The 18212-nt window shown below is 44.0% G+C and carries 18 protein-coding genes; 7 read left to right on the forward strand and 11 right to left on the reverse strand.

Annotated elements, in window-relative coordinates; genetic code table 11:
- Positions 1-8 precede the first annotated feature (8 nt).
- Complete coding sequence (locus ABIO93_RS30125; protein ID WP_348073744.1) at positions 9-155, forward strand: hypothetical protein; 147 nt, start codon at positions 9-11, stop codon at positions 153-155.
- Positions 155-1675, forward strand: a complete 1521-nt coding sequence (locus tag ABIO93_RS30130; RefSeq protein WP_348073745.1) for an O-antigen ligase family protein — start codon at positions 155-157, stop codon at positions 1673-1675. Before ABIO93_RS30125 ends, ABIO93_RS30130 begins: the two co-directional genes overlap by 1 nt.
- Here ABIO93_RS30130 and ABIO93_RS30135 read toward each other — a convergent pair.
- Positions 1662-2726 carry an acyltransferase gene (locus ABIO93_RS30135; protein WP_348073746.1) on the reverse strand — a complete coding sequence of 355 codons (1065 nt, stop codon included), beginning with the start codon at positions 2724-2726 and terminating at the stop codon, positions 1662-1664. The two genes, ABIO93_RS30130 and ABIO93_RS30135, sit on opposite strands and share 14 nt — an antisense overlap.
- A gap of 127 nt (positions 2727-2853) precedes the next feature.
- Here ABIO93_RS30135 and ABIO93_RS30140 point away from each other — a divergent pair, with 127 nt between their 5' ends.
- Together ABIO93_RS30140 and ABIO93_RS30145 are read left to right on the forward strand one after the other, a co-directional pair.
- Positions 2854-3705: a beta-1,6-N-acetylglucosaminyltransferase gene (locus ABIO93_RS30140; RefSeq protein WP_348073747.1), complete on the forward strand. Its 852-nt coding sequence runs from the start codon at positions 2854-2856 to the stop codon at positions 3703-3705.
- A 67-nt stretch (positions 3706-3772) separates the two neighbouring features.
- Positions 3773-4960 (forward strand): glycosyltransferase, encoded by a 1188-nt coding sequence (locus tag ABIO93_RS30145; protein WP_348073748.1) that lies wholly within the window; start codon positions 3773-3775, stop codon positions 4958-4960.
- A 13-nt stretch (positions 4961-4973) separates the two neighbouring features.
- Here the strand turns inward: ABIO93_RS30145 and ABIO93_RS30150 are convergent, their stop codons facing one another.
- From ABIO93_RS30150 to ABIO93_RS30165, 4 genes are all read right to left on the reverse strand, one after another.
- On the reverse strand, positions 4974-7586 hold the full coding sequence (locus tag ABIO93_RS30150) for a response regulator (protein WP_348073749.1): 2613 nt from the start codon (positions 7584-7586) through the stop codon (positions 4974-4976).
- A gap of 61 nt (positions 7587-7647) precedes the next feature.
- Positions 7648-8415: a glycosyltransferase gene (locus ABIO93_RS30155; protein ID WP_348073750.1), complete on the reverse strand. Its 768-nt coding sequence runs from the start codon at positions 8413-8415 to the stop codon at positions 7648-7650.
- Between the two features lie 23 nt (positions 8416-8438).
- Entirely contained in the window at positions 8439-9212 is a 774-nt protein-coding gene (locus tag ABIO93_RS30160; RefSeq protein WP_348073751.1) for a glycosyltransferase, read from the reverse strand.
- 4 nt (positions 9213-9216) lie between these two features.
- Positions 9217-10113 (reverse strand): glycosyltransferase, encoded by an 897-nt coding sequence (locus tag ABIO93_RS30165; RefSeq protein WP_348073752.1) that lies wholly within the window; start codon positions 10111-10113, stop codon positions 9217-9219.
- A gap of 243 nt (positions 10114-10356) precedes the next feature.
- Between ABIO93_RS30165 and ABIO93_RS30170 the strand changes: the two genes are divergently transcribed.
- Positions 10357-11697 carry a lipopolysaccharide biosynthesis protein gene (locus tag ABIO93_RS30170; RefSeq protein WP_348073753.1) on the forward strand — a complete coding sequence of 447 codons (1341 nt, stop codon included), beginning with the start codon at positions 10357-10359 and terminating at the stop codon, positions 11695-11697.
- Positions 11698-11761: 64 nt separating this feature from the next.
- Here ABIO93_RS30170 and ABIO93_RS30175 read toward each other — a convergent pair whose 3' ends face one another.
- Genes ABIO93_RS30175 through ABIO93_RS30195 form a run of 5 tightly spaced genes read right to left on the reverse strand, consistent with a single transcriptional unit; the run spans position 11762 to position 15498 of the window.
- Positions 11762-12874: an acyltransferase gene (locus ABIO93_RS30175; protein ID WP_348073754.1), complete on the reverse strand. Its 1113-nt coding sequence runs from the start codon at positions 12872-12874 to the stop codon at positions 11762-11764.
- 1 nt (position 12875) lies between these two features.
- A complete protein-coding gene (locus ABIO93_RS30180) occupies positions 12876-13445 on the reverse strand; it encodes an anti-sigma regulatory factor (protein ID WP_348073755.1) in 570 nt (189 codons plus the stop codon).
- 3 nt (positions 13446-13448) lie between these two features.
- The gene (locus ABIO93_RS30185) at positions 13449-13787 is read right to left on the reverse strand and encodes an STAS domain-containing protein (RefSeq protein WP_348073756.1); all 339 of its coding nucleotides are present in this window, start codon (positions 13785-13787) and stop codon (positions 13449-13451) included.
- A gap of 5 nt (positions 13788-13792) precedes the next feature.
- Positions 13793-14950, reverse strand: a complete 1158-nt coding sequence (locus ABIO93_RS30190; RefSeq protein WP_348073757.1) for a response regulator — start codon at positions 14948-14950, stop codon at positions 13793-13795.
- A complete protein-coding gene (locus ABIO93_RS30195) occupies positions 14947-15498 on the reverse strand; it encodes a hypothetical protein (RefSeq protein ID WP_348073758.1) in 552 nt (183 codons plus the stop codon). Before ABIO93_RS30195 ends, ABIO93_RS30190 begins: the two co-directional genes overlap by 4 nt.
- Positions 15499-15679: 181 nt before the next feature.
- Between ABIO93_RS30195 and ABIO93_RS30200 the strand changes: the two genes are divergently transcribed.
- Both ABIO93_RS30200 and ABIO93_RS30205 read left to right on the forward strand, forming a co-directional pair.
- Complete coding sequence (locus ABIO93_RS30200) at positions 15680-16597, forward strand: glycosyltransferase family 2 protein (RefSeq protein WP_348073759.1); 918 nt, start codon at positions 15680-15682, stop codon at positions 16595-16597.
- A 3-nt stretch (positions 16598-16600) separates the two neighbouring features.
- Positions 16601-17773, forward strand: a complete 1173-nt coding sequence (locus ABIO93_RS30205) for a glycosyltransferase family 2 protein (protein ID WP_348073760.1) — start codon at positions 16601-16603, stop codon at positions 17771-17773.
- A gap of 37 nt (positions 17774-17810) precedes the next feature.
- Here the strand turns inward: ABIO93_RS30205 and ABIO93_RS30210 are convergent, their stop codons facing one another.
- The gene (locus ABIO93_RS30210) at positions 17811-18179 is read right to left on the reverse strand and encodes an Hpt domain-containing protein (RefSeq protein WP_348073761.1); all 369 of its coding nucleotides are present in this window, start codon (positions 18177-18179) and stop codon (positions 17811-17813) included.
- Between the last annotated feature and the right edge of the window lie 33 nt (positions 18180-18212).

The following is an 18212-nucleotide window of genomic DNA, read 5'->3' on the forward strand; positions in this document are numbered from 1 at the left end:
CTGCAATTATGAAAATATACCCGGAAAAGACCGAGAAGAAAAAGAAAATTTCCTTTGATCATTTGACACCATTGCAAAAGAAGACCCGTCAGGTAGCATTGCTTCTTGCGGTGATCAGCGCATTTATTTTTTTCTTTAAAATTCTATTTTTTTAGTGGAGAAGGATTTACAGCTCTTTATTGCCAAACCTAATGAGGGCCATACTTCTTTGAAGTACCGGCTTAGAAAACTTTTTTGGGTGGATAAGCTTACCAACACGACCGGGCTGATCATTCTGCTTTTAATGTCGGTGGGGTTGGGTGCGCTCATTGCATACAAGGGAACGTTGGCTGGGGCGCTCATCCTGGTGCTGATGATCGTGCCGCCGGTTATTTATTCCGTAGTCGTTTTTCCGCAATTTGGGATGGTAGTGCTGTTGGTACTAGCCTATCTGCTTTTTTATATTATGCGGTTTGGTATCGATTTCCCGATGGGAACGGTCATGGATGGCATTCAGGGATTACTTATTCTGGGATTTTTTATTCACCAGAAACGAAACCCCAACTGGAAGGTTTTCCATGGGCCAATCAGTACAATGATCCTGATCTGGATTTTCTATAACCTGGTAGAAGTAGCCAACCCTGTTACCGAATCCCGCCTGGCATGGGTGTATACGATCCGGGCGGTAGCCATCGTCATGTTGACGTACTTTGTGTTTATGTACCAGATTAAGACAGTGAAGCAGATCCGGTTTCTACTTAAAATGTGGATTGCACTGTCTGTTTTCGCAGCTCTATACGCATTCAAGCAAGAATTTATCGGGTTTTCAGCTGCGGAAGAGGAGTGGCTTTATTCTGATCCTAACATCAAAGAATTGCTATTCATTGCCGGGCACTGGAGGAAGTTTTCGATCTTCTCCGATCCTGTTGCCTTTTCTTATAACATGGTAGTAAGCAGTATCTTGTGTATCGCCATGTTGACCTATGTAAAGCAAACCTGGAAAAAGGCGGTACTGGCCATTCTGGTCGTCCTCTTATTTACCGCAATGCTTTTTTCGGGCACCAGGGGAGCGTATGTACTGCTTCCTGCGGCAATGGTTTTGTTTGTTATACTTCGGTTCAACAGGCAGGTGGTTATCGGTACTGCCATTGCTGGCGTCGGTATTCTTTTCCTGATTTTAATGCCGACCAGCAATTCGAATATCGTACGTTTTCAGACGGCCTTCAAACCCAATGAGGACATTTCCTTTCAGGCCAGGAAAAACAATCAAAAACGCATTCAGCCTTACATTTTGTCCCATCCTATGGGCGGAGGATTGGGCGCTACGGGAGCATGGGGTCAGCGTTTTGCGCCCAATTCTTACCTGGCCAAATTTCCGCCTGATAGCGGATATGTCCGCATCGCTGTTGAACTTGGCTGGATTGGCCTGGCCATATTTTGTCTGTTGATGTTTTTTATTCTGAGGGAGGGCATCAACAATTACTATACTATTCGGGATAAGGAATTGAAAACCTATTGCATGGCCATGCTGTTGATTGTATTTGCTTATAATATAGGAAATTACCCTCAGGAAGCACTGGTGCAATTTCCTTCCAACATCTACTTTTATCTCGTAGTAGCGATTATCAATGTCACCAAAGTGATTGACGACAAGCAGGAGGAGAAACGCCTCAAACAGGCTGCTATTTCACTGTGACCGCCGACTTCTTGGTGAAGGTGAAAAGTTTGGCGAGATTCATGAAATACTTTTCAAAATATTGATATACAAAATAACTGAGAATGAGTGAGGCGACTATGGTGCTTACGATCAGAATGTAAGGTTGCGAGACCGCAGTTTCACCCAAGGCCATCCGGATCAAAATGAATACAATGGGGTGAATGAGGTAAACAGAATAGCTGATCTCTCCTAATGTCGAGAAAAACCATTGCGCAGCAGCCGGTAGGAACGAGAAGTCAGCAATATAAATAAAGTAGCAAAGCAATGTGGTAAGTATGGACAGGACGATCCTGTTATTGCCGGATGTGAGTTGAATAGGCTCACCATGTACGGGGTAGGTGAACAGCAGTGCCAGTGTTACAAGAAAAAGAAGAGGGGCTGCACGCACCAGTATAGCAGGAGGATTTCTCAATGCACCCAAGCCCATTCCCACCAGAAAAAAGGTGAATTGATTGAATGGACTTACATAGCGACTCCACTGCATTCCGAGCGTAACGTTGGGATCGAGTACAAAATAAGTGAAGTATAAGAACGGTATCAGTGAGATCAGGAAGAAGGCGATGAGGTAGTTGACATTCCGCTGGATGAGCAGAATGATGAGTGGAAAAAAGAGATAAAAGCCCAGTTCATTTCCTATGGACCAGGCGCCGTTTGCAATAAAGGTTTCGGGTTTGAGAATGCCAGGCAAAACCAGCATATTGACCATGATCTTTTTCAATGTATAACTCTCGTTGGAGAGTAGGAATGTAAGCAAGGTCGCCAACCATAAAAGTGGAATGATCCGAAATGCTCTTTTGATAAAAAAGACTTTGATTGAGTCGATGGTAAGGCTGCGATAGTAGACCTTATATAAAGTTAATCCGCTCAGAATGAAGAAAATCGTCACTGCGTAGATCTTGATAACGGCCAGTGGAGAGGATGAATCGGTTTCACCAAAATTGAGCAGGTGCATGTGATAAACCATGATTCCAAGCGCAGCAAGGCCACGCAAATAATCAAGCGAATGAATCCTTACCGGTGATTTCGTCATTTTAAATTGAGGGAACTAAGTAAAATTATTTGTACAAAAATATTAAATTATGCCATCTTTAAGTCATCTGAATATAGATATCCTTCACAAAAATTTAGCTGGAAAACGCTAAGCAACAGATCAGTTTATGAAAATTGCTCATCTCATTCTGGCTCATTCTGAACCCGGGCAACTGGCACGCCTTATCCGTGCGCTCGAACATCCGGATGCGTACTTTTTTTTGCACATTGACGCCAAAGCATCCCTGGATCCATTTCGTTTTCTGGCGGCAAGGGAACGGGTGTTTTTGCTAAATGAACGCGTAAAAGTCGGCTGGGGGGCTTACAGCATTGTGCAGGCAACGATCAATGGATTCCGTGCCATAGCAGCGTCTGATCTGAGCATTGATTATGTGAATTTGTTAAGCGGGTCGGATTATCCGTTGAAGTATCCTGATGAAATCCATCGGTTTTTTCAGGAGCATCAGCCTGATAACTTCATGCAGTATGAGTTGGTGATGGAAGATTGGAAGGAAGCCATTCCCAGATTAACCGAGTATCATTTGACCAACTACGCATTTCCCGGCAAGTACATGGTGCAGAAATGGATGAACAAACTTCTGCCTGCGAGACAAGTACCGGATCATCTGGTACCGGTGGGACGCTCGCAATGGATGAGCTTAACCATGGATGCTGTCAGATTTATATTGCAATATCTGGATTCGCATCCAAGGTTTGTCAATTTTTTCAAACATACCTGGGCGCCTGATGAACTGGTTTTTCAAACCATTTTATACAACTCTGATTTTCGGGCCAAAATGGTCAATGACAATCTGAGGTACATCCGATGGCTGGAAGGGAAGGCTAGTCCTGAAATATTGACAGAAACTGATCTGACTAAACTGCTAAACTCCGGGGCTATTTTTGCCAGAAAATTCGATGTGCTGAGTTCCTCCGGGTTACTGGATCAACTTGATAAAAAAATACTCAATCACACCTGATTGTGAGCCCTGGGGGCATTTCACAGAATAGATGCAGAAATCATTTTTCACTTATCGGTAAATTTTTATGGACATTGTTATTACCGGACAACAGGCTTGGGATGTGGAAATTGGTAGTAATTGCAAAAATATTGCATTAGAATTTAGCAAACAGCATCGTGTATTGTATGTCAATTCTGCCCTTGACCGAATTACTCAGTTTAAAAATGGCGATGATCCAAAGGTAATCAAACGCCGGGATGTCATTCGGAAAAAGCGGGACGGCCTTGAACAGGTGCAGGAAAATCTCTGGGTGTTGTATCCGGACGAATTAATTGAGTCGATCAACTGGATTTCCTCCCAGGCAATCTTTACTTTTCTCAATAAAAGAAATAACCGGACTTTTGCCGGCAGCATTGCCCGGGCGGCGGCGAAACTGAGTTTCCGGGATTATATCCATTTCAATGACAATGATATGTTCCGCAGCTTTCACCTGAAAGAAATGCTGAGTCCAAAATTATCCATTTACTATTCCAGGGACTTTATGCTGGCCGTGGACTATTGGAAAAAGCACGGAGCCATTATCGAGCCTGCGCTGATCGCTAAAAGTGACCTGTGTGTCGCTAATTCAACCTACCTCGCAGACTATTGCCGCAAATATAATCCGCAGTCATACTATGTGGGGCAAGGCTGCGATCTGGAAATATTCATGGAAGCTGCCAGTCAAGATGAGCCCGAAGATATGCGTGCAATCTCTCACCCTCGCATTGGTTATGTAGGCGCATTGCAGAGCATCCGATTGAATATGGACCTGCTCGAACATATAGCAAAAACGCGCCCGGACTGGAACCTGGTACTGGTGGGACCGGAAGACAATGAGTTTCGGGCAAGTGGCTTGCATGCTTTGCCCAATGTGATCTTTACCGGCTCAAGGGACATCAAGGATCTGCCTGCTTATATCAATTCTTTTGATGTATGCCTCAATCCGCAGCTGCTCAATGAAGTAACGATAGGCAATTATCCAAGGAAGATTGACGAGTACCTGGCAGTTGGTAAGCCGGTAGTAGCAACCAAAACCGATGCGATGAGTGTTTTTGCCGAACACGTTTACCTGGGACAGACCAAGGAGGATTACATTGCCCTTATTGAGTTGGCACTTTCTGAAAATTCAGAATCCGGAAAGGTAGCCCGGCGGACATTTGCAAGCTCTCATACCTGGGAAAACAGTGTAGGTGAAATTTACAAGGCCATTAGCCGGGCGGGCTCCGTATCCTGAGGATATTCGAATGCTATAACAATTTTAACTGTACCAAGCCCCTCTCGGATTCTGCTTTTAGCAGGACGAGTTTCTGGCTTAGTTCTGCATTCCAGTTTCCCAGCTTTAGAGTTGCTTCCAGTTCTTTGTATTGATTGGCCGTATCCAGCATTCCTACCGAGAATAGCGAAGATCTGAATTTATGAATGGACTGGCGTAATTTGTCCGTATCTCCCGAAGCAGACGCATCAGCGATAGAGGATAACTGGATCTGGCTGTCCTTCTCAAACATTGCGATCAGTTCATCGCGAAGTTCCTGATCACCGCCTGTGATTTCAGAAAGATATTCCAGATTCAAAATATTGTCGGGCATGTTGTTTTGAGGTTGCGTGTTGAGCTCTTTTTTGGGTGGTGGTTGTGATTCAAAGTTATCCTTATTTCCTAAATGCGCTATGGTGTAAAGCAATTCACTTTCCTTGAAGGGTTTCGAAATGTAACTATTGGCGCCAATGCTAAGACATTCCTCTTTTTCCCCGACCATTGCATGAGCAGTCATCGTGATGATCGGGATGGTCTTGGATATAGATCTGCGGATCTCTTTAATGGCAGTATAGCCGTCCATGACTGGCATCTGAATGTCCATTAATACAATGTCAAATTCTTCTGAATTGAGCTTATCCAATGCTTCCTGACCATTATTGACAATACTCAAAGGAATTTTCAGCCTTTCAAAAATGGCTTTCAAAAGTTTTTGATTCAATGTGTTATCCTCGGCTGCCAGCACACGCAGCTTGCTGATCGCCGCACCGGCGTCCATACTCAGCTCCATTTCCTCCTGCGGAGCCGCATGTTTCATGACCTTGAATGGAAAGTCCATTGTAAATACGGACCCTTGGCCTACTTCACTTTGTAACTTCAATGTTCCGTCAAACAGGTGTACCAGCGACTTTACGATGCTAAGGCCAAGACCTGTACCACCAAAAACCCTGGTCGTGCTTTCAGTGGCCTGCACAAAGCGGTTGAACACATCATTGATCTTATCCTTTGCAATTCCAATTCCGGTATCAGTTACTTCAATCCGGATCGTTTGTTTGCCATTCACGATTTCGCTGATCGGATTTACCGTCAGCCTGACGCTTCCTTTTTCAGTGAATTTGACGGCATTACCGGACACATTCAGCAAGATCTGGGTAAGGCGCAGCTTGTCAGCTTCGACGTACTCGGGGATACCTTCCGCAAGAACAGACTCGTAGGTAATGCCTTTCTCAACCGCTTTCTGGTTGATAATTGCGGATACAGACTCAACTACCTCTTTGATCGAAATCGTGGTTTTTTCTAGGTGAACCTGCCCGGCTTCTATCTTGGAGAAGTCAAGGATATCATTGATCAGTTCAAGCAGGTTTCTTCCTGCATATTGAATGTACCCTACGTATTCAATGGTTTTAGGGTCGGTCACCTCGCCGATCAGCAGGTTGGTGAACCCAATGATCGCATTCAATGGTGTGCGGATCTCGTGACTTACATTCGATAAAAAAATGTCTTTAACCCTGACGGATTTTTCGGCAAGCACCCTGGCCTTTTCCAAAGTAGCCTCATAGTTAGCCCGCTCGGTAATATCTCTGAAAACGGTGATGGCACTCGTAATTTCGCCTTCCAGCCCGATCACAGGTTGCACATTGGTTTCTAAATGATAAATTTTATCGTTTAGAACCAGATCTATTTTATTCGCGATCAGCTTTTCGCCCTGCAATCCCCTCGCTACCGGAAGCGTCTCAGCGGTAAAGCGTACGTGGTAGCGGTTTGGGTCGAGTAGTTTAATCTGGTTCAGCTGGTCGGCTAATGTGATCGACTTGCCTGATTTGAGCCCCAGTATATCTCTACCGGACTGATTTAAAAATACAATTTCGCTCTGTTTGTTGATTACCATAACGCCATCCGGGATCGCTTCCAGGTATTGGCTCAACAGCCGTTCCTTTTCATTGATCTCCTTTTGCAGCAATACCTGCTTTCGTTTATCGAGATTCAAGAAAATGATGGACAGCACGGTAAGAAGAAACCCGACAATGCCCGTGACAATGATGAAGAGAACCGAGTTTTTCTGGGTACGTGCTACCAGCATTCTGCGTTGGTTCAGGTTATGATTTTCGTAATCTTCGATTTCATTGATCTTTTTGGTCAGAATGTTATTGAGCTGGATTCCTTCCCCTTCCTGAATTTTGCTGAAAGCCTTTTCCGGCCCATCAGTCCTGTAAATGGTGATGACCCCCTGAGAATACAACACGATCCTGCTGGATATAGACAGCAAGTCCTGCACGTTTTTACGCTGAACCTCGTCAGTTTGTACCAGATTAAAAAGAGTGTCCGTAATTCCGATCAGCTGAATCTTTTTATTGTAGTTATCAGTCAGCAGGGCCCGGTCCTGGGTGATCAGATAGCCCCGCATATTCGACTGAAAGTCTTTGGTAAGCAATCCGAAATTGGCTGTCTGATTCAACACGCCAATGGTCCTGTTGAGCCTTTCATTGTTGAGGGAAAGGTCTGTGACGTTTTTGTATGTAAAATATTGAGATCCAAAAATCAAGGCAAGGCCAAGGTATATGCTCGCATAGTACCATCTGAATGAATCTTTTGTCAAACTGGTCGGCATAGACTGGAATTATTGGACTCTCGTGGGAGCTGATTAACGGCAAGATCTTGAAAGCTTTATTTCAAGTCAGGTAATCAAAGTTAAATTTTAAATGCCGGTAAAGATGCCTCAGCTGTGAAAGAAAAAAATTATTGCTTTCCCGCCAGTTTTCTCTTTTCATCGTACTGGGCTCGGACTCGGAGTTTTTTTGCGTAAACAGATTTTGGAAATCCTTATAAAAAAGGGCCTTACCATTGTTTTTGAGAAATGACATCATCATGCTGTACTCGGTGAAATCACCTTTCTGGCCCTCGATATATCTGCCAAACTTTTGGAAAAAATCACTACGGCGCAAGTGAGGATGATCGCTGTACATGTAAAACTTTCGGTAGCCAGGTTTCCATAGTTTGAATGCCATATCATAGAAGCCTTCGTCGGGATTTTTCAGGTAGGGATATTCAAAATAAGCGTAAAATCGGACTATATCAATCTCCTGTCTGGCATTGATCAGGTTCAGCGCATGCTGAAAGCGCTGAGGGAAAATCGCAGCAGGCGTAAAATCTTCCTGCACATATAAGGTGAGCGAAGTTTGAACGGCATCCTGGCCTTTGTTAATGTTGTTGCCAAGTCCCTTATTTTTGGGCGTAGTGATCAGTCTGAAATCAAACTGTTTTTGCAGCAACTGGAGATAATCGATGTGCTCGGGCTTGCTGCCGTCATCGGAAACCACGATATCTTCAAACTGGCAGTCGAGCTGTATGAAAGATTTTAAAAGTTGTTCCAGGGATTGACTCCTGTTATAATGGGTGACCAGCAGGGTCACATCCTTAAAGAAGTATTCTTTTTTCATAGTTTAGGTCAGCCCATTCCGGGTTATTTCATGAACACAAGGTCGAGGGTATTCTTCAACCACCGGTATCGCAGGTAGGCAAGCCTGGCAAGCTTGATCAACGGGTTTTCACTGAGTTTCCAATCAGCCCTGACCATGGTACTAGGCTCATCAGACGAATTTTTTTGATAAAATATTTTTGTAAAGTCGTTGAAAAACAAACCTTTACCTTTCTTCTGTAAAAAATGCACCGCCATGGTGTATTCGGTCAAATCACCCTTTATGCCCTCGGGGTAGCGTCCGAATTTCTCTAAAAAACTGCTGCGCCTTAAATGAGGATGGTCGCTGTAATAGTAAAATTTCAGGTGGTTCAAATCCCAGAACGAATATACCATTTCCGAAAATCCTTTTTTAAATGGTTTCAAAGTAGGGTAGGCGAAGTAGGCGTAAAACCTGACAATGTCCCATTTGGAATCAGCGCGCATAAACCCGATCGCGTCTCCGAAATGCTCAGGAAAAATATCGGATGGCTGAAAATCTTCTTGTACATATAAAGTGTACGGCGTCTTGACTGCATCCTGACCTTTGTTAATATTATTTCCCAAACCTTTATTAACGGGAGTAGTAACCAGCGTAAAGTTGAACCTGTTTCCCAGAGATTTGACTTTGGTAAGGTGCTCGGGCTTGCTGCCGTCGTCAGAAACCACAATGTCCCCAAAGCGACAGTTCAGATCTTCAAAACTGGTCAAAAGCCGCTCCAAAGATTCACTTCGGTTATAGTGGGTAATCAGCAGTGTCGTGTCCTGGAAAATGTGCATAAAATCAAAACATAGAGAGGTAATCACGCATTCCTTTCAATTGCCTTTTGGCCCTGTTGAAAAAAGCATTGGTAATGCTCCCGTCGTCGAGCAACCTGCGGGGAGATGTAAATACAGTAGCCTTCGAATCGGTTACCATTTTCAGGTTTCCGGCCTTTTTCAGGTTCAGCGCCATCCGGCCGTCTTCTGCCTCATTTTGGAAATCGCTCCCTACAATATTGGCATACACCCGGGAGCCGCTTACTTTGAAGCCTCCGGTGCTGCGACCGATCTCGGTGACAAACCCCATATTGAATCCGTAAACATTGAGATACTCCCGGTTTTTCTTACGGATCCGGATCATAATGCCGGCAAATTTTTCATAAAGCCAAAGCCCCAGCCGCCCCTGATTATCAGGCGGAATGAAGGCGTAATTGCCATACACACCGCTGATACCGGAGTCGTTGACCATTGGCGCTACCATCAGATCGATCCAGTCGGGCGGATAAAATGTGTCGGAATCAGCACAGAGATGGTACTTTCCACGGGCAAGTTCAAGGCCCATTTGTCGCGCAAAGGGTGTTCCCTGAACCGTTTGCAGGTAATTGCGGACACCCAGCGTATCGAGCACGTGCTGGGTACCATCGGTCGAATTGTTGTTGATCACAATAATTTCAACCTTGTATTTGCTTCTGCTGGCTGACAGGGAAGACAGCGTGCGGTAGATATTATTTTCCTCATTCCAGGCAGGAATCACCACGGATATGTCCGGATTATCGTCCCTTAAACGGCTGATATTGGTTTTAAGATGATCAATTTCTTTACCTGTGAGATCCTGAAAGCGCTTGTTTGTAAATAAGTGCGGTGAAATCCATTTCGGCAAACCAAATAAACTCATATCCTGATAATAAAGTGGTTTCAATAAGCTTTGAAAATAAATGTGATCCTGCTATTACGTGTCCGGCCTGAGGGGAAAGTTAAAACTTTAATCCCGGTTTGTATGAAAATTGTAATATTAGTTCTATTGTTTTGGCTGTCCTATATTTGAGCAAATTAGTTAAATAATCTGTGGAAATAATTCGTACCAAAGATAATATGTAATTAAAAAATTACATATTTGCGTATCCTCGTTAAACCCCGGCTCACTTTCTGACTCTGTAAATAAATGGCATTTCAACTTTTACAAAAGTTAAGAAACAAACATTTTCTTTCGCTCGCCGGAAATGGTATCATGTCCGTTTTGGGCATGCTCAACATGATTATCCTCTACCGTGCCTTGCCAGTAGCGAGCATTGGGATGTGGGTGTTTTTTCTTTCCATACTGCTGCTGGTCGATACTTTTCGCTCCGGCTTTCTGACCACAGCCTTCATTAAATTTTATGCCGGTGCCAGTGATGGCAGAAAGGCGGAAGTGGTAGGTTCGGCCTGGTTTATAGGAGGTTCCATTACAAGTATTCTGCTGCTGATCAACATTCCTGCGTTTCTGTTTTCCTCTTATTTCGAAAACCCCTCCCTCATTCTTTTTCTGGAATGGTTTGGAGTGATTTACGTTGCCTCGCTTCCGTATTTTATTGCTTCCTGCGTAGTACAAGCCGAGCAGCGGTTTGATCAGCTGTTATGCATCCGGTTTTTAAGTCAGGGCGTTTTCATATTGTTTGTCATTATCATGGCAGTAACCAAAACGGCCAACCTGCAAAACATTATTTACGCTTACCTGGGCGGCGCAGCGATGACGAGCCTTTTTACCATTGTGATGGGTTGGGCAAGGTTGGGCGATTTCAAAAACAGGAGCTGGGAATGTATCCGTGAAATATTCCATTTCGGTAAGTATAGTGTCGGTACTACGCTCAGTTCCAATCTTTTTGGCACTTCCAATACCATGATCATCAATTTCATGCTGGGACCCGAGGCGCTGGCTGTTTTCAATCTGGGCCAGAGGCTGATGGAAATTATCGAAATTCCATTGCGCAGCTTTGCCGCCACCGGAATGCCTGAACTTTCGGCGGCTTTTAATGAGGGAAATCGTGAAAAGGTGATCAATACCATGAAACGCTATACAGGCCTCATTACCGTTGCGCTGCTCCCCGCCTGCGTGGGCGCGGTACTGCTTGCCGATGTCGCCATCGGCATTATCGGTGGGAGCAAATATGTTAATTCGGAAGCGGCCAACATTATGAGGCTATTCATGACATTCGCTCTCCTCTATCCACTCGACCGCTTTTTTGCACTGACACTGGATGTAATCCATCAACCCAAAATCAATTTTATAAAGGTATTGTTGATGCTGGTTGGAAGTGTTTCGGCATCTTTTCTGGGGATTTACCTGACCGGAAATGTATATGGCGTAGCGGTGGCTGGCATTGTTCCAACCTTGATCGGCGTGAGTATCGGCTACTGGGGGCTCAACCGTTTTCATCCGTTCAGCGTATTCAGTGTTTTCTCCACAGGATATGCTGAGGCTATTAGTCTGGTGAGAACTTTCTGGCTCAAATTCGCGGTCAAATAGCGTTGAGAAGGTTGGATTCTAATTCTTTACACCCTTTTAAGATGACTTCTAGCGGGGTGCTTCTCTACTTCTGGGCTTCTTCCGGTGCTGGTTTTCTTTTGGATTTATACTGAAACCGCATTTCGATATTATTAAATGTCCAAGCCGAGACAAAATAGATCAGTACGAAATTCAAAATGACCAGATAGGAGTAGTCCTGGGGCTGGAATTTGAGAATCCTGATAAACAGCACATTGAACAGACTGATCATCAGGGCATGCGTCATATAGATAGAGTATGAGTATTTCCCCAACTGATGAAACAGTTTCACGCTCTTTAATCCTGTTGATATAAAACCTTTTTCAAATGAGAAGGTATAAATACAGGCAAAAAACAGAATCTCGAACACAGCTCCCCAGGGTTTCATAACTTCACCATTGTAAATGCAAATCGCTATCGAGATGAGTGTGAGCAGTTCAGAAAGTGAAAAAAGGATCGGTGGCCACGTTCTGACTTGCTGATGTGTTTTATCGAACAGATTAAAGCAAATTACCCCGGTAAAGAAACCTAAAACGCCCCTCAAAAAGCCATAGTTGAAGCTGTAATTGATCTGAAAACTATTGGATACCTGCCAAAGACCCGTCAGGGAAATGATGATTACAAGGGCGTAGAAAAGATTTTTGCGGGCGAATTGTCCGGATGAATGAATGAGAACCAAAAGCGTCCCAAACACCATGTAGGCAATCATTTCAGCGCTGATCGACCAGCTTGGTATGTTCCAGCTCACATCTGCTACCCCAGGTATGGGCGTCGAATTGACCAAAAATAAAGAGGTGAAAAAAGTAGAGACACTGTTAGCAGGATTCACCAGATTATTGACCTGAATGTAAGGATTAAGCAAATTTTTGGCTACCTCCATTCCTGCAAAAGCCAAAAGCATGACTAAATGAAGGGGGTAGACCCGATAAATTCGTTTAGTCAAAAACAGTTTCAGCTGTGGTCCGTTGGATAAGAACTGGTAACTGTAAGCAATCACAAAGCCGCTGAGCACAAAGAAGAAATCAACAAACATATCGCTGTTTTCGACAAACGCATTGTTGAGCAGCGGCGTGTCCGCGAAAGGCGCCAGGTGAAACATAAATACCAATGCGGCAAATAACCCTCGAAAAATATCCAGAACTTCAAATCTATGTTTCATACTATTTACTTTTGAGATTGAACAAGCATACAAATCGGTTTACCTTGTTCAAAGAATCGTATTCGTAAGTGAATTGATCCGAAGCTTTGGTCATAATCAGCAGACCGAAGTGTTCGCTGGTATCTGTCAACAATCCTGGCATTTCCATATCTGCCATTGTTTCGATAAAAAAGATGGCTTTACCGGCATTATCGGTTCTGACGCATAATGAGTCCATGCCGTTGTGGTAAATAGGAAAATCCATCGGAGTGGAGAGGTTTTCAATGGGCCAGATGATTTTTTTACTATCCTGTGCCGTCAAATGGAGAGGCTTTCCTGAGTCCTCCTTTTGCAGTACCAGGTCAAAATCGCTGATGCTGATGTTCAATGCCGATTCCTCTTGACCAGAATGTTTTACCGCGTTGGTCAGCAACTCGGTAATCACCCACTGTATCCTGGACAAAATAGACTCATTGATGGAATGAGATTCTGTTTTCTTTCTGATCTCATCCAGGCACGCATTCACGGTACCGGGAATTACCTCCCGGTTACATTTAAAAACTATCTTAATCTCCTCCGAATCCCCGTTCATAAGCTACTTTACAGTTTCCATCGCCTGTTCGTAGTCTTTGAATATTTTAAAGACTTTATCCATTCTGATCAGTGTCAGCAGGTTTTTGACGTCCGGTTTAAGTGAAACAAGATAGATGTCGACGTTACGAGGCATAGCATATTTCAGCGCGACGACCAGGCTACCCAAAAATGAGCTGTCGATATAATTCACATTTTCAAAACTTACGATTACCAGTCTTGCACCATTGGCAATCAGGCTTATCATTTCTTCCTTGAATAGTTCTGCATTTGTAAGACTAGCCTCTTCCGGCAGGATGGTGGCTTGTACAATGCGATGAATTTCGTTGATTTTTAAGATCATCAGGGTTATTGTTTTTCTATAAAAATGATGCTGGCATCGTCCATTTGATTATTGTCATCTATCATATCCAGGACATGAGTGGTGATGAGGTTAAAACTTTCGTTTTTTCCCAGGTATGGGCTTATTTTTTCAACAAAAAAAGGATAATCGCTTTTTTTAGAACCATTGGAAGGAATATCAATCATGCCGTCGGTAAATATGGCAAGCTGGTCACCTGACTTCATATGGATAATCTGTTTGTCATAAAAACCATCTTCTAATAAACCCAGCAATAAGCCCGAAGACTGAATGGTATTCACGCCCTGATCACTGGAATTATAACTGATCAGCGGCAGATCTCCCGCACCTGTGTAGTGAACTTCGCCAGTTTCGCTATCTAGCAAAAGCAGTGAGAGGCTCGACAAAATGTTTTGAAGGCTTTCGTCCAGGTAAATCAGCTTATTGATTTTCTGGACAATCATATCAAGATTCAGATCGTTGTCCAGGACACAAAAACGGATCGCAGCGCGGATGTAGCTAAGAAAGCCAAATGTGAAAAACCACGCCTGCCATTTCTTTCCCATGATATCGCCCAGGAACGCAAAACAAAACCGGTCGTCAGCGTGTACAAAATCAATGAAATCACCACCGGGATAACCACGGTATCCCTTGTGCCAGAAGAATACCCTATAACCTGCTATTACAGGCTCCCGAACTGGTATTGACTTGACATTCAATGTTTCAGCAGCAATTTTTAGCTCGCGTACCGACCGGACGTGCTCATTTTGCAGGGACTTAATAATGTTGTTCAATTTGGAAATGATCACCGGTATCGGCGTTTCCTTATTGATAAAATCCAGCGCGTACATATTGAGGCCTTCCAGTACGAGCGAATTGTCGGTAAAGGAAGTGAGGAACACGAATGGAATGTCGCTGATGTTGGGATTAAGCAAAACGGCCTGCCTGAAATCAAAGCCATTCATTTCCGGCATATCATAATCTGACAAAATCAGATCAGGGGTTTCAACCAGTAGCAGCTTTAAGGCTTCGGTGGCAGATTCGCACAGCACACAATTGTATCCGGCTTTCAGTAAAGAGGCTTCGATAACCTTGCGGAACAGGAGGTTATCTTCGACCAAAAGGATTTTTTTTACAGTAGTGGGGGGACCGGGAAAACTGATCATTTTTTGTTAAAATTTAACAAGAACAGAAGTACTCCCCCAAAAATAATCAGTAATGAAACCAAGTCCATCACTGTAACACCGTCATTTGCATTAAAATAATATACGGTTAGTATCTCAAAGTCAGGTGGTGCGGGCATGATGATCATGGCAAACCCGAAAACAATAAGCAGTATGGCCAACAAGAACATGATGCCTTTTTGCAAGAAGGTATGCCCCTTGGAGGAGCTGTTCATTTTACTGTCGATCTTATTTTCTGCCAGCAATTTTTCAAGTCCTTCCAGAAGCTCTTCTCTCGATAGATTGTTATCCTGATCAAGGGCCTGAAAAGGAGCGACCTGCTTCTGGGTCATTGCTGACTTTTTGAAGGCCTCTGCAATGCGCTGCGCATAAATCTTGGAATGGAGATGATCTACACCGGTGCGCTCGATGACCTGAACCAATTCCTCTATCTTACTTTCAAGTGCAGTGTAATCTGATGTCGGCCCGGAAGAGTAACTTTCGGTTTCTTGGGGAACTCTTTTAATATCCAGCAGCCGAGTTATTTTCACTTTACAAGTAATTGTTTGGATTTTATCGATCTAAAATAACTATTATATACCGACATTCGTAAAATCAACTGTCGGCCTGCACATTTTGTTTAAAGCTATATTTTTATTGTTAATTTTGAAATAGTTCTACAAATCAATAAAAATATTTCCCCACTCAGAACAGCCCGGCCTGTCACACTGTATGAAGAGCGTGTCCATTGTTACAGTAAATTTTAATCAGCCTCAGGTCACAGAGGATTTACTAAAATCACTGGATGAGGTTAACACCTATCCTGATCTTGAAATAATTGTGGTGGACAACGGCAGCAAGGTTAATCCCGTGCCGGAGTGGCAGCGCCGCTATAAGGATGTTAAATTTATCAGGTCCGAACTGAACACTGGATTTGCCGGTGGAAACAATATAGGCATCCGGGAAGCAAGTGGGGAGTATTTATTTCTGATCAATAACGATACTGAGGTAACCGCAGAGCTGATAGGCACATTAGTGCAAACGATGGAAGCGAACCCAAAAATTGGAATAATCTCTCCCAAGATCCACTATTTTGATCATCCGGGCATGCTCCAATACACAGGGTACACTCCTATGAATTACTATACAGCACGTAATGCCTCCATTGGTCAGTTCGAGGAGGACAAAGGGCAGTACGACGCACTGAGCGGGGTGACCGGCTATGCGCACGGAGCAGCCATGATGATCAAAAGAGAAGCATTGGAAAAGGCAGGGGGGATGGCAGAAAATTATTTTCTGTATTATGAGGAGCTTGACTGGTGCGAAAGGATCAGGAAGGCAGGGTACGAGGTCCATGTAGATCTATCGGCACTGATCTATCACAAGGAATCTGTTTCGGTTGGAAAGCGCACGGCTCTGAAAGAATATTTCATGAACCGGAACAGGATATTGTTTATCCGGAAAAATGCTTCCGGGCTTACGTTCTTTATTTTTTGCTGCTACTTTTTTGCTGCTGTGGTTCCAAGAAATTTAATTCATTATGTCAGGAATAACGAGTTCAGTTTCGTTCCTGTTTTTCTCAAAGCGATTACCTGGCATTTTACCAACAAAGCGGATAGCAATAACCTCGGCTTTCCCCTCACCCGTTAATTTATGGAAATACTCTTCTGGATCAGTTTATTCGTTGTTTTTTACACTTTTCTGGGATACGGAATACTGCTGTATATCCTGGTGCGCATTCGACGTATTTTCAAGGGTAAACGCATTCCGCCAAGCCTGGATCAGGATTTTCCAACCTTAACGCTGATTATCGCGGCCTACAATGAGGAAAGTATTATCGAAGAAAAAATTAGTAACACACTGGGCCTGTCTTACCCCAAAGAAAAGTTAAAACTGATCTTCGTCACCGATGGCTCCACCGACCGCACGCCAGATCTGATCAGCACCTACAGCGAGATTAAACTGATGCATAAGCCGGAAAGGAGCGGGAAAATTCTGGCCATGCACCGCGCCATGCATGAGGTGGACAGTGACGTGGTCGTTTATACAGATGCCAATACGTTTTTGAATAAAGACGCATTATTATTGATAGCCAGGCACTATGCCGATCCCACGGTAGGGGCAGTGTCGGGCGAGAAAAGAGTAATGCAAGATACGGTATCCGATGCAACGGCCGGTGAAGGATTCTATTGGAAATATGAGTCGGCGTTGAAAAAATGGGATTCGGAGTTATATTCTGTTGTCGGTGCCGCCGGAGAGCTTTTCAGTGTGAGGCACGCGGTTTATACTTCGGTTGAGCCCGATACCATCCTGGACGACTTTATGATTTCGATGCGTATCGCGCAGCAAGGGTACCGCATCATCTACGAGCCGGAAGCTTACGCGTCCGAGCTTTCCTCTGAGAACATTCAGGAAGAGCTTAAAAGAAAGGTGCGTATCGCTGCTGGCGGGATACAATCTATTTTAAGACTGAAAAAATTGCTGAATCCTTTACATTACCCAATGTTATCCTTCCAGTACATAAGCCACCGTGTGCTGCGGTGGACGGTAACTCCATTCCTGATGATACTGGCATTCATCCTGAATTTTGTCACTGTAATCCAAGGTGGAAATTGGCTTTACCAGCTTATTCTGATTGCGCAAGTCTTTTTTTATTCGCTTGCTCTGGCCGGCTGGGCACTGGAAAGAAGAAAGATCAAGGTGAAGGCTTTGTTTGTTCCCTATTACTTCTGCATGATGAATTATGCTGTGTTGGCGGGAATAAGGCGGTATTACAAGGGCACACAGAGTGCGGCCTGGGACAAGGCCAAAAGAAAAAGCGCGTAGTTTTCACCACGCGCTACATTAGTTTGATACAATGTCGTCAGAGTTGTTTCAATCGCTCTGATTCCTGTTCCAGAATGGGTATCATTGAATTAAGCTCCGCTGAAATCGTCTTATACATCGTCATCAGGGCATCGGCTGGACTGTTTTCCTTGATCGCTTTTTCCAAAAGTTCTACTTTGGGACGTATTCCGGTTAGACCAGTCATGGTAAAAGACGGTTTGAGGCCGTGAACAATACTTGCAGATTCTTTAAGATCCTCCTGGTCCAGAGCTTGGTGCAGTGCATGCCAGCGCGGGAGAGAGTCACTCAGAAATGCGTCAAAAATCATGTAGAGAATAACAGGGTCATCCCCGTATACCTGATCAATGTAAGCAGTATCCAGAGCAGGGTTGAGTTGTAAAGCCATCAAAGAGTTCAGTTAAAAGTTTTTCAAACGCTG

The organism is Dyadobacter sp. (assembly GCF_039919315.1).
Classification (GTDB): Bacteria; Bacteroidota; Bacteroidia; order Cytophagales; family Spirosomataceae; genus Dyadobacter.

Excerpts from the sequence above, each read along its gene's own strand:
- ABIO93_RS30125 (WP_348073744.1), top strand. The coding sequence starts at position 9 with ATGAAAATATACCCGGAAAAGACCGAGAAGAAAAAGAAAATTTCCTTT.
- ABIO93_RS30135 (WP_348073746.1), bottom strand. The coding sequence starts at position 2,726 with ATGACGAAATCACCGGTAAGGATTCATTCGCTTGATTATTTGCGTGGC.
- ABIO93_RS30140 (WP_348073747.1), top strand. The coding sequence starts at position 2,854 with ATGAAAATTGCTCATCTCATTCTGGCTCATTCTGAACCCGGGCAACTG.
- ABIO93_RS30145 (WP_348073748.1), top strand. The coding sequence starts at position 3,773 with ATGGACATTGTTATTACCGGACAACAGGCTTGGGATGTGGAAATTGGT.
- ABIO93_RS30150 (WP_348073749.1), bottom strand. The coding sequence starts at position 7,586 with ATGCCGACCAGTTTGACAAAAGATTCATTCAGATGGTACTATGCGAGC.
- ABIO93_RS30155 (WP_348073750.1), bottom strand. The coding sequence starts at position 8,415 with ATGAAAAAAGAATACTTCTTTAAGGATGTGACCCTGCTGGTCACCCAT.
- ABIO93_RS30160 (WP_348073751.1), bottom strand. The coding sequence starts at position 9,212 with ATGCACATTTTCCAGGACACGACACTGCTGATTACCCACTATAACCGA.
- ABIO93_RS30170 (WP_348073753.1), top strand. The coding sequence starts at position 10,357 with ATGGCATTTCAACTTTTACAAAAGTTAAGAAACAAACATTTTCTTTCG.
- ABIO93_RS30175 (WP_348073754.1), bottom strand. The coding sequence starts at position 12,874 with ATGAAACATAGATTTGAAGTTCTGGATATTTTTCGAGGGTTATTTGCC.
- ABIO93_RS30180 (WP_348073755.1), bottom strand. The coding sequence starts at position 13,445 with ATGAACGGGGATTCGGAGGAGATTAAGATAGTTTTTAAATGTAACCGG.
- ABIO93_RS30185 (WP_348073756.1), bottom strand. The coding sequence starts at position 13,787 with ATGATCTTAAAAATCAACGAAATTCATCGCATTGTACAAGCCACCATC.
- ABIO93_RS30190 (WP_348073757.1), bottom strand. The coding sequence starts at position 14,950 with ATGATCAGTTTTCCCGGTCCCCCCACTACTGTAAAAAAAATCCTTTTG.
- ABIO93_RS30200 (WP_348073759.1), top strand. The coding sequence starts at position 15,680 with ATGAAGAGCGTGTCCATTGTTACAGTAAATTTTAATCAGCCTCAGGTC.
- ABIO93_RS30205 (WP_348073760.1), top strand. The coding sequence starts at position 16,601 with ATGGAAATACTCTTCTGGATCAGTTTATTCGTTGTTTTTTACACTTTT.
- ABIO93_RS30210 (WP_348073761.1), bottom strand. The coding sequence starts at position 18,179 with ATGGCTTTACAACTCAACCCTGCTCTGGATACTGCTTACATTGATCAG.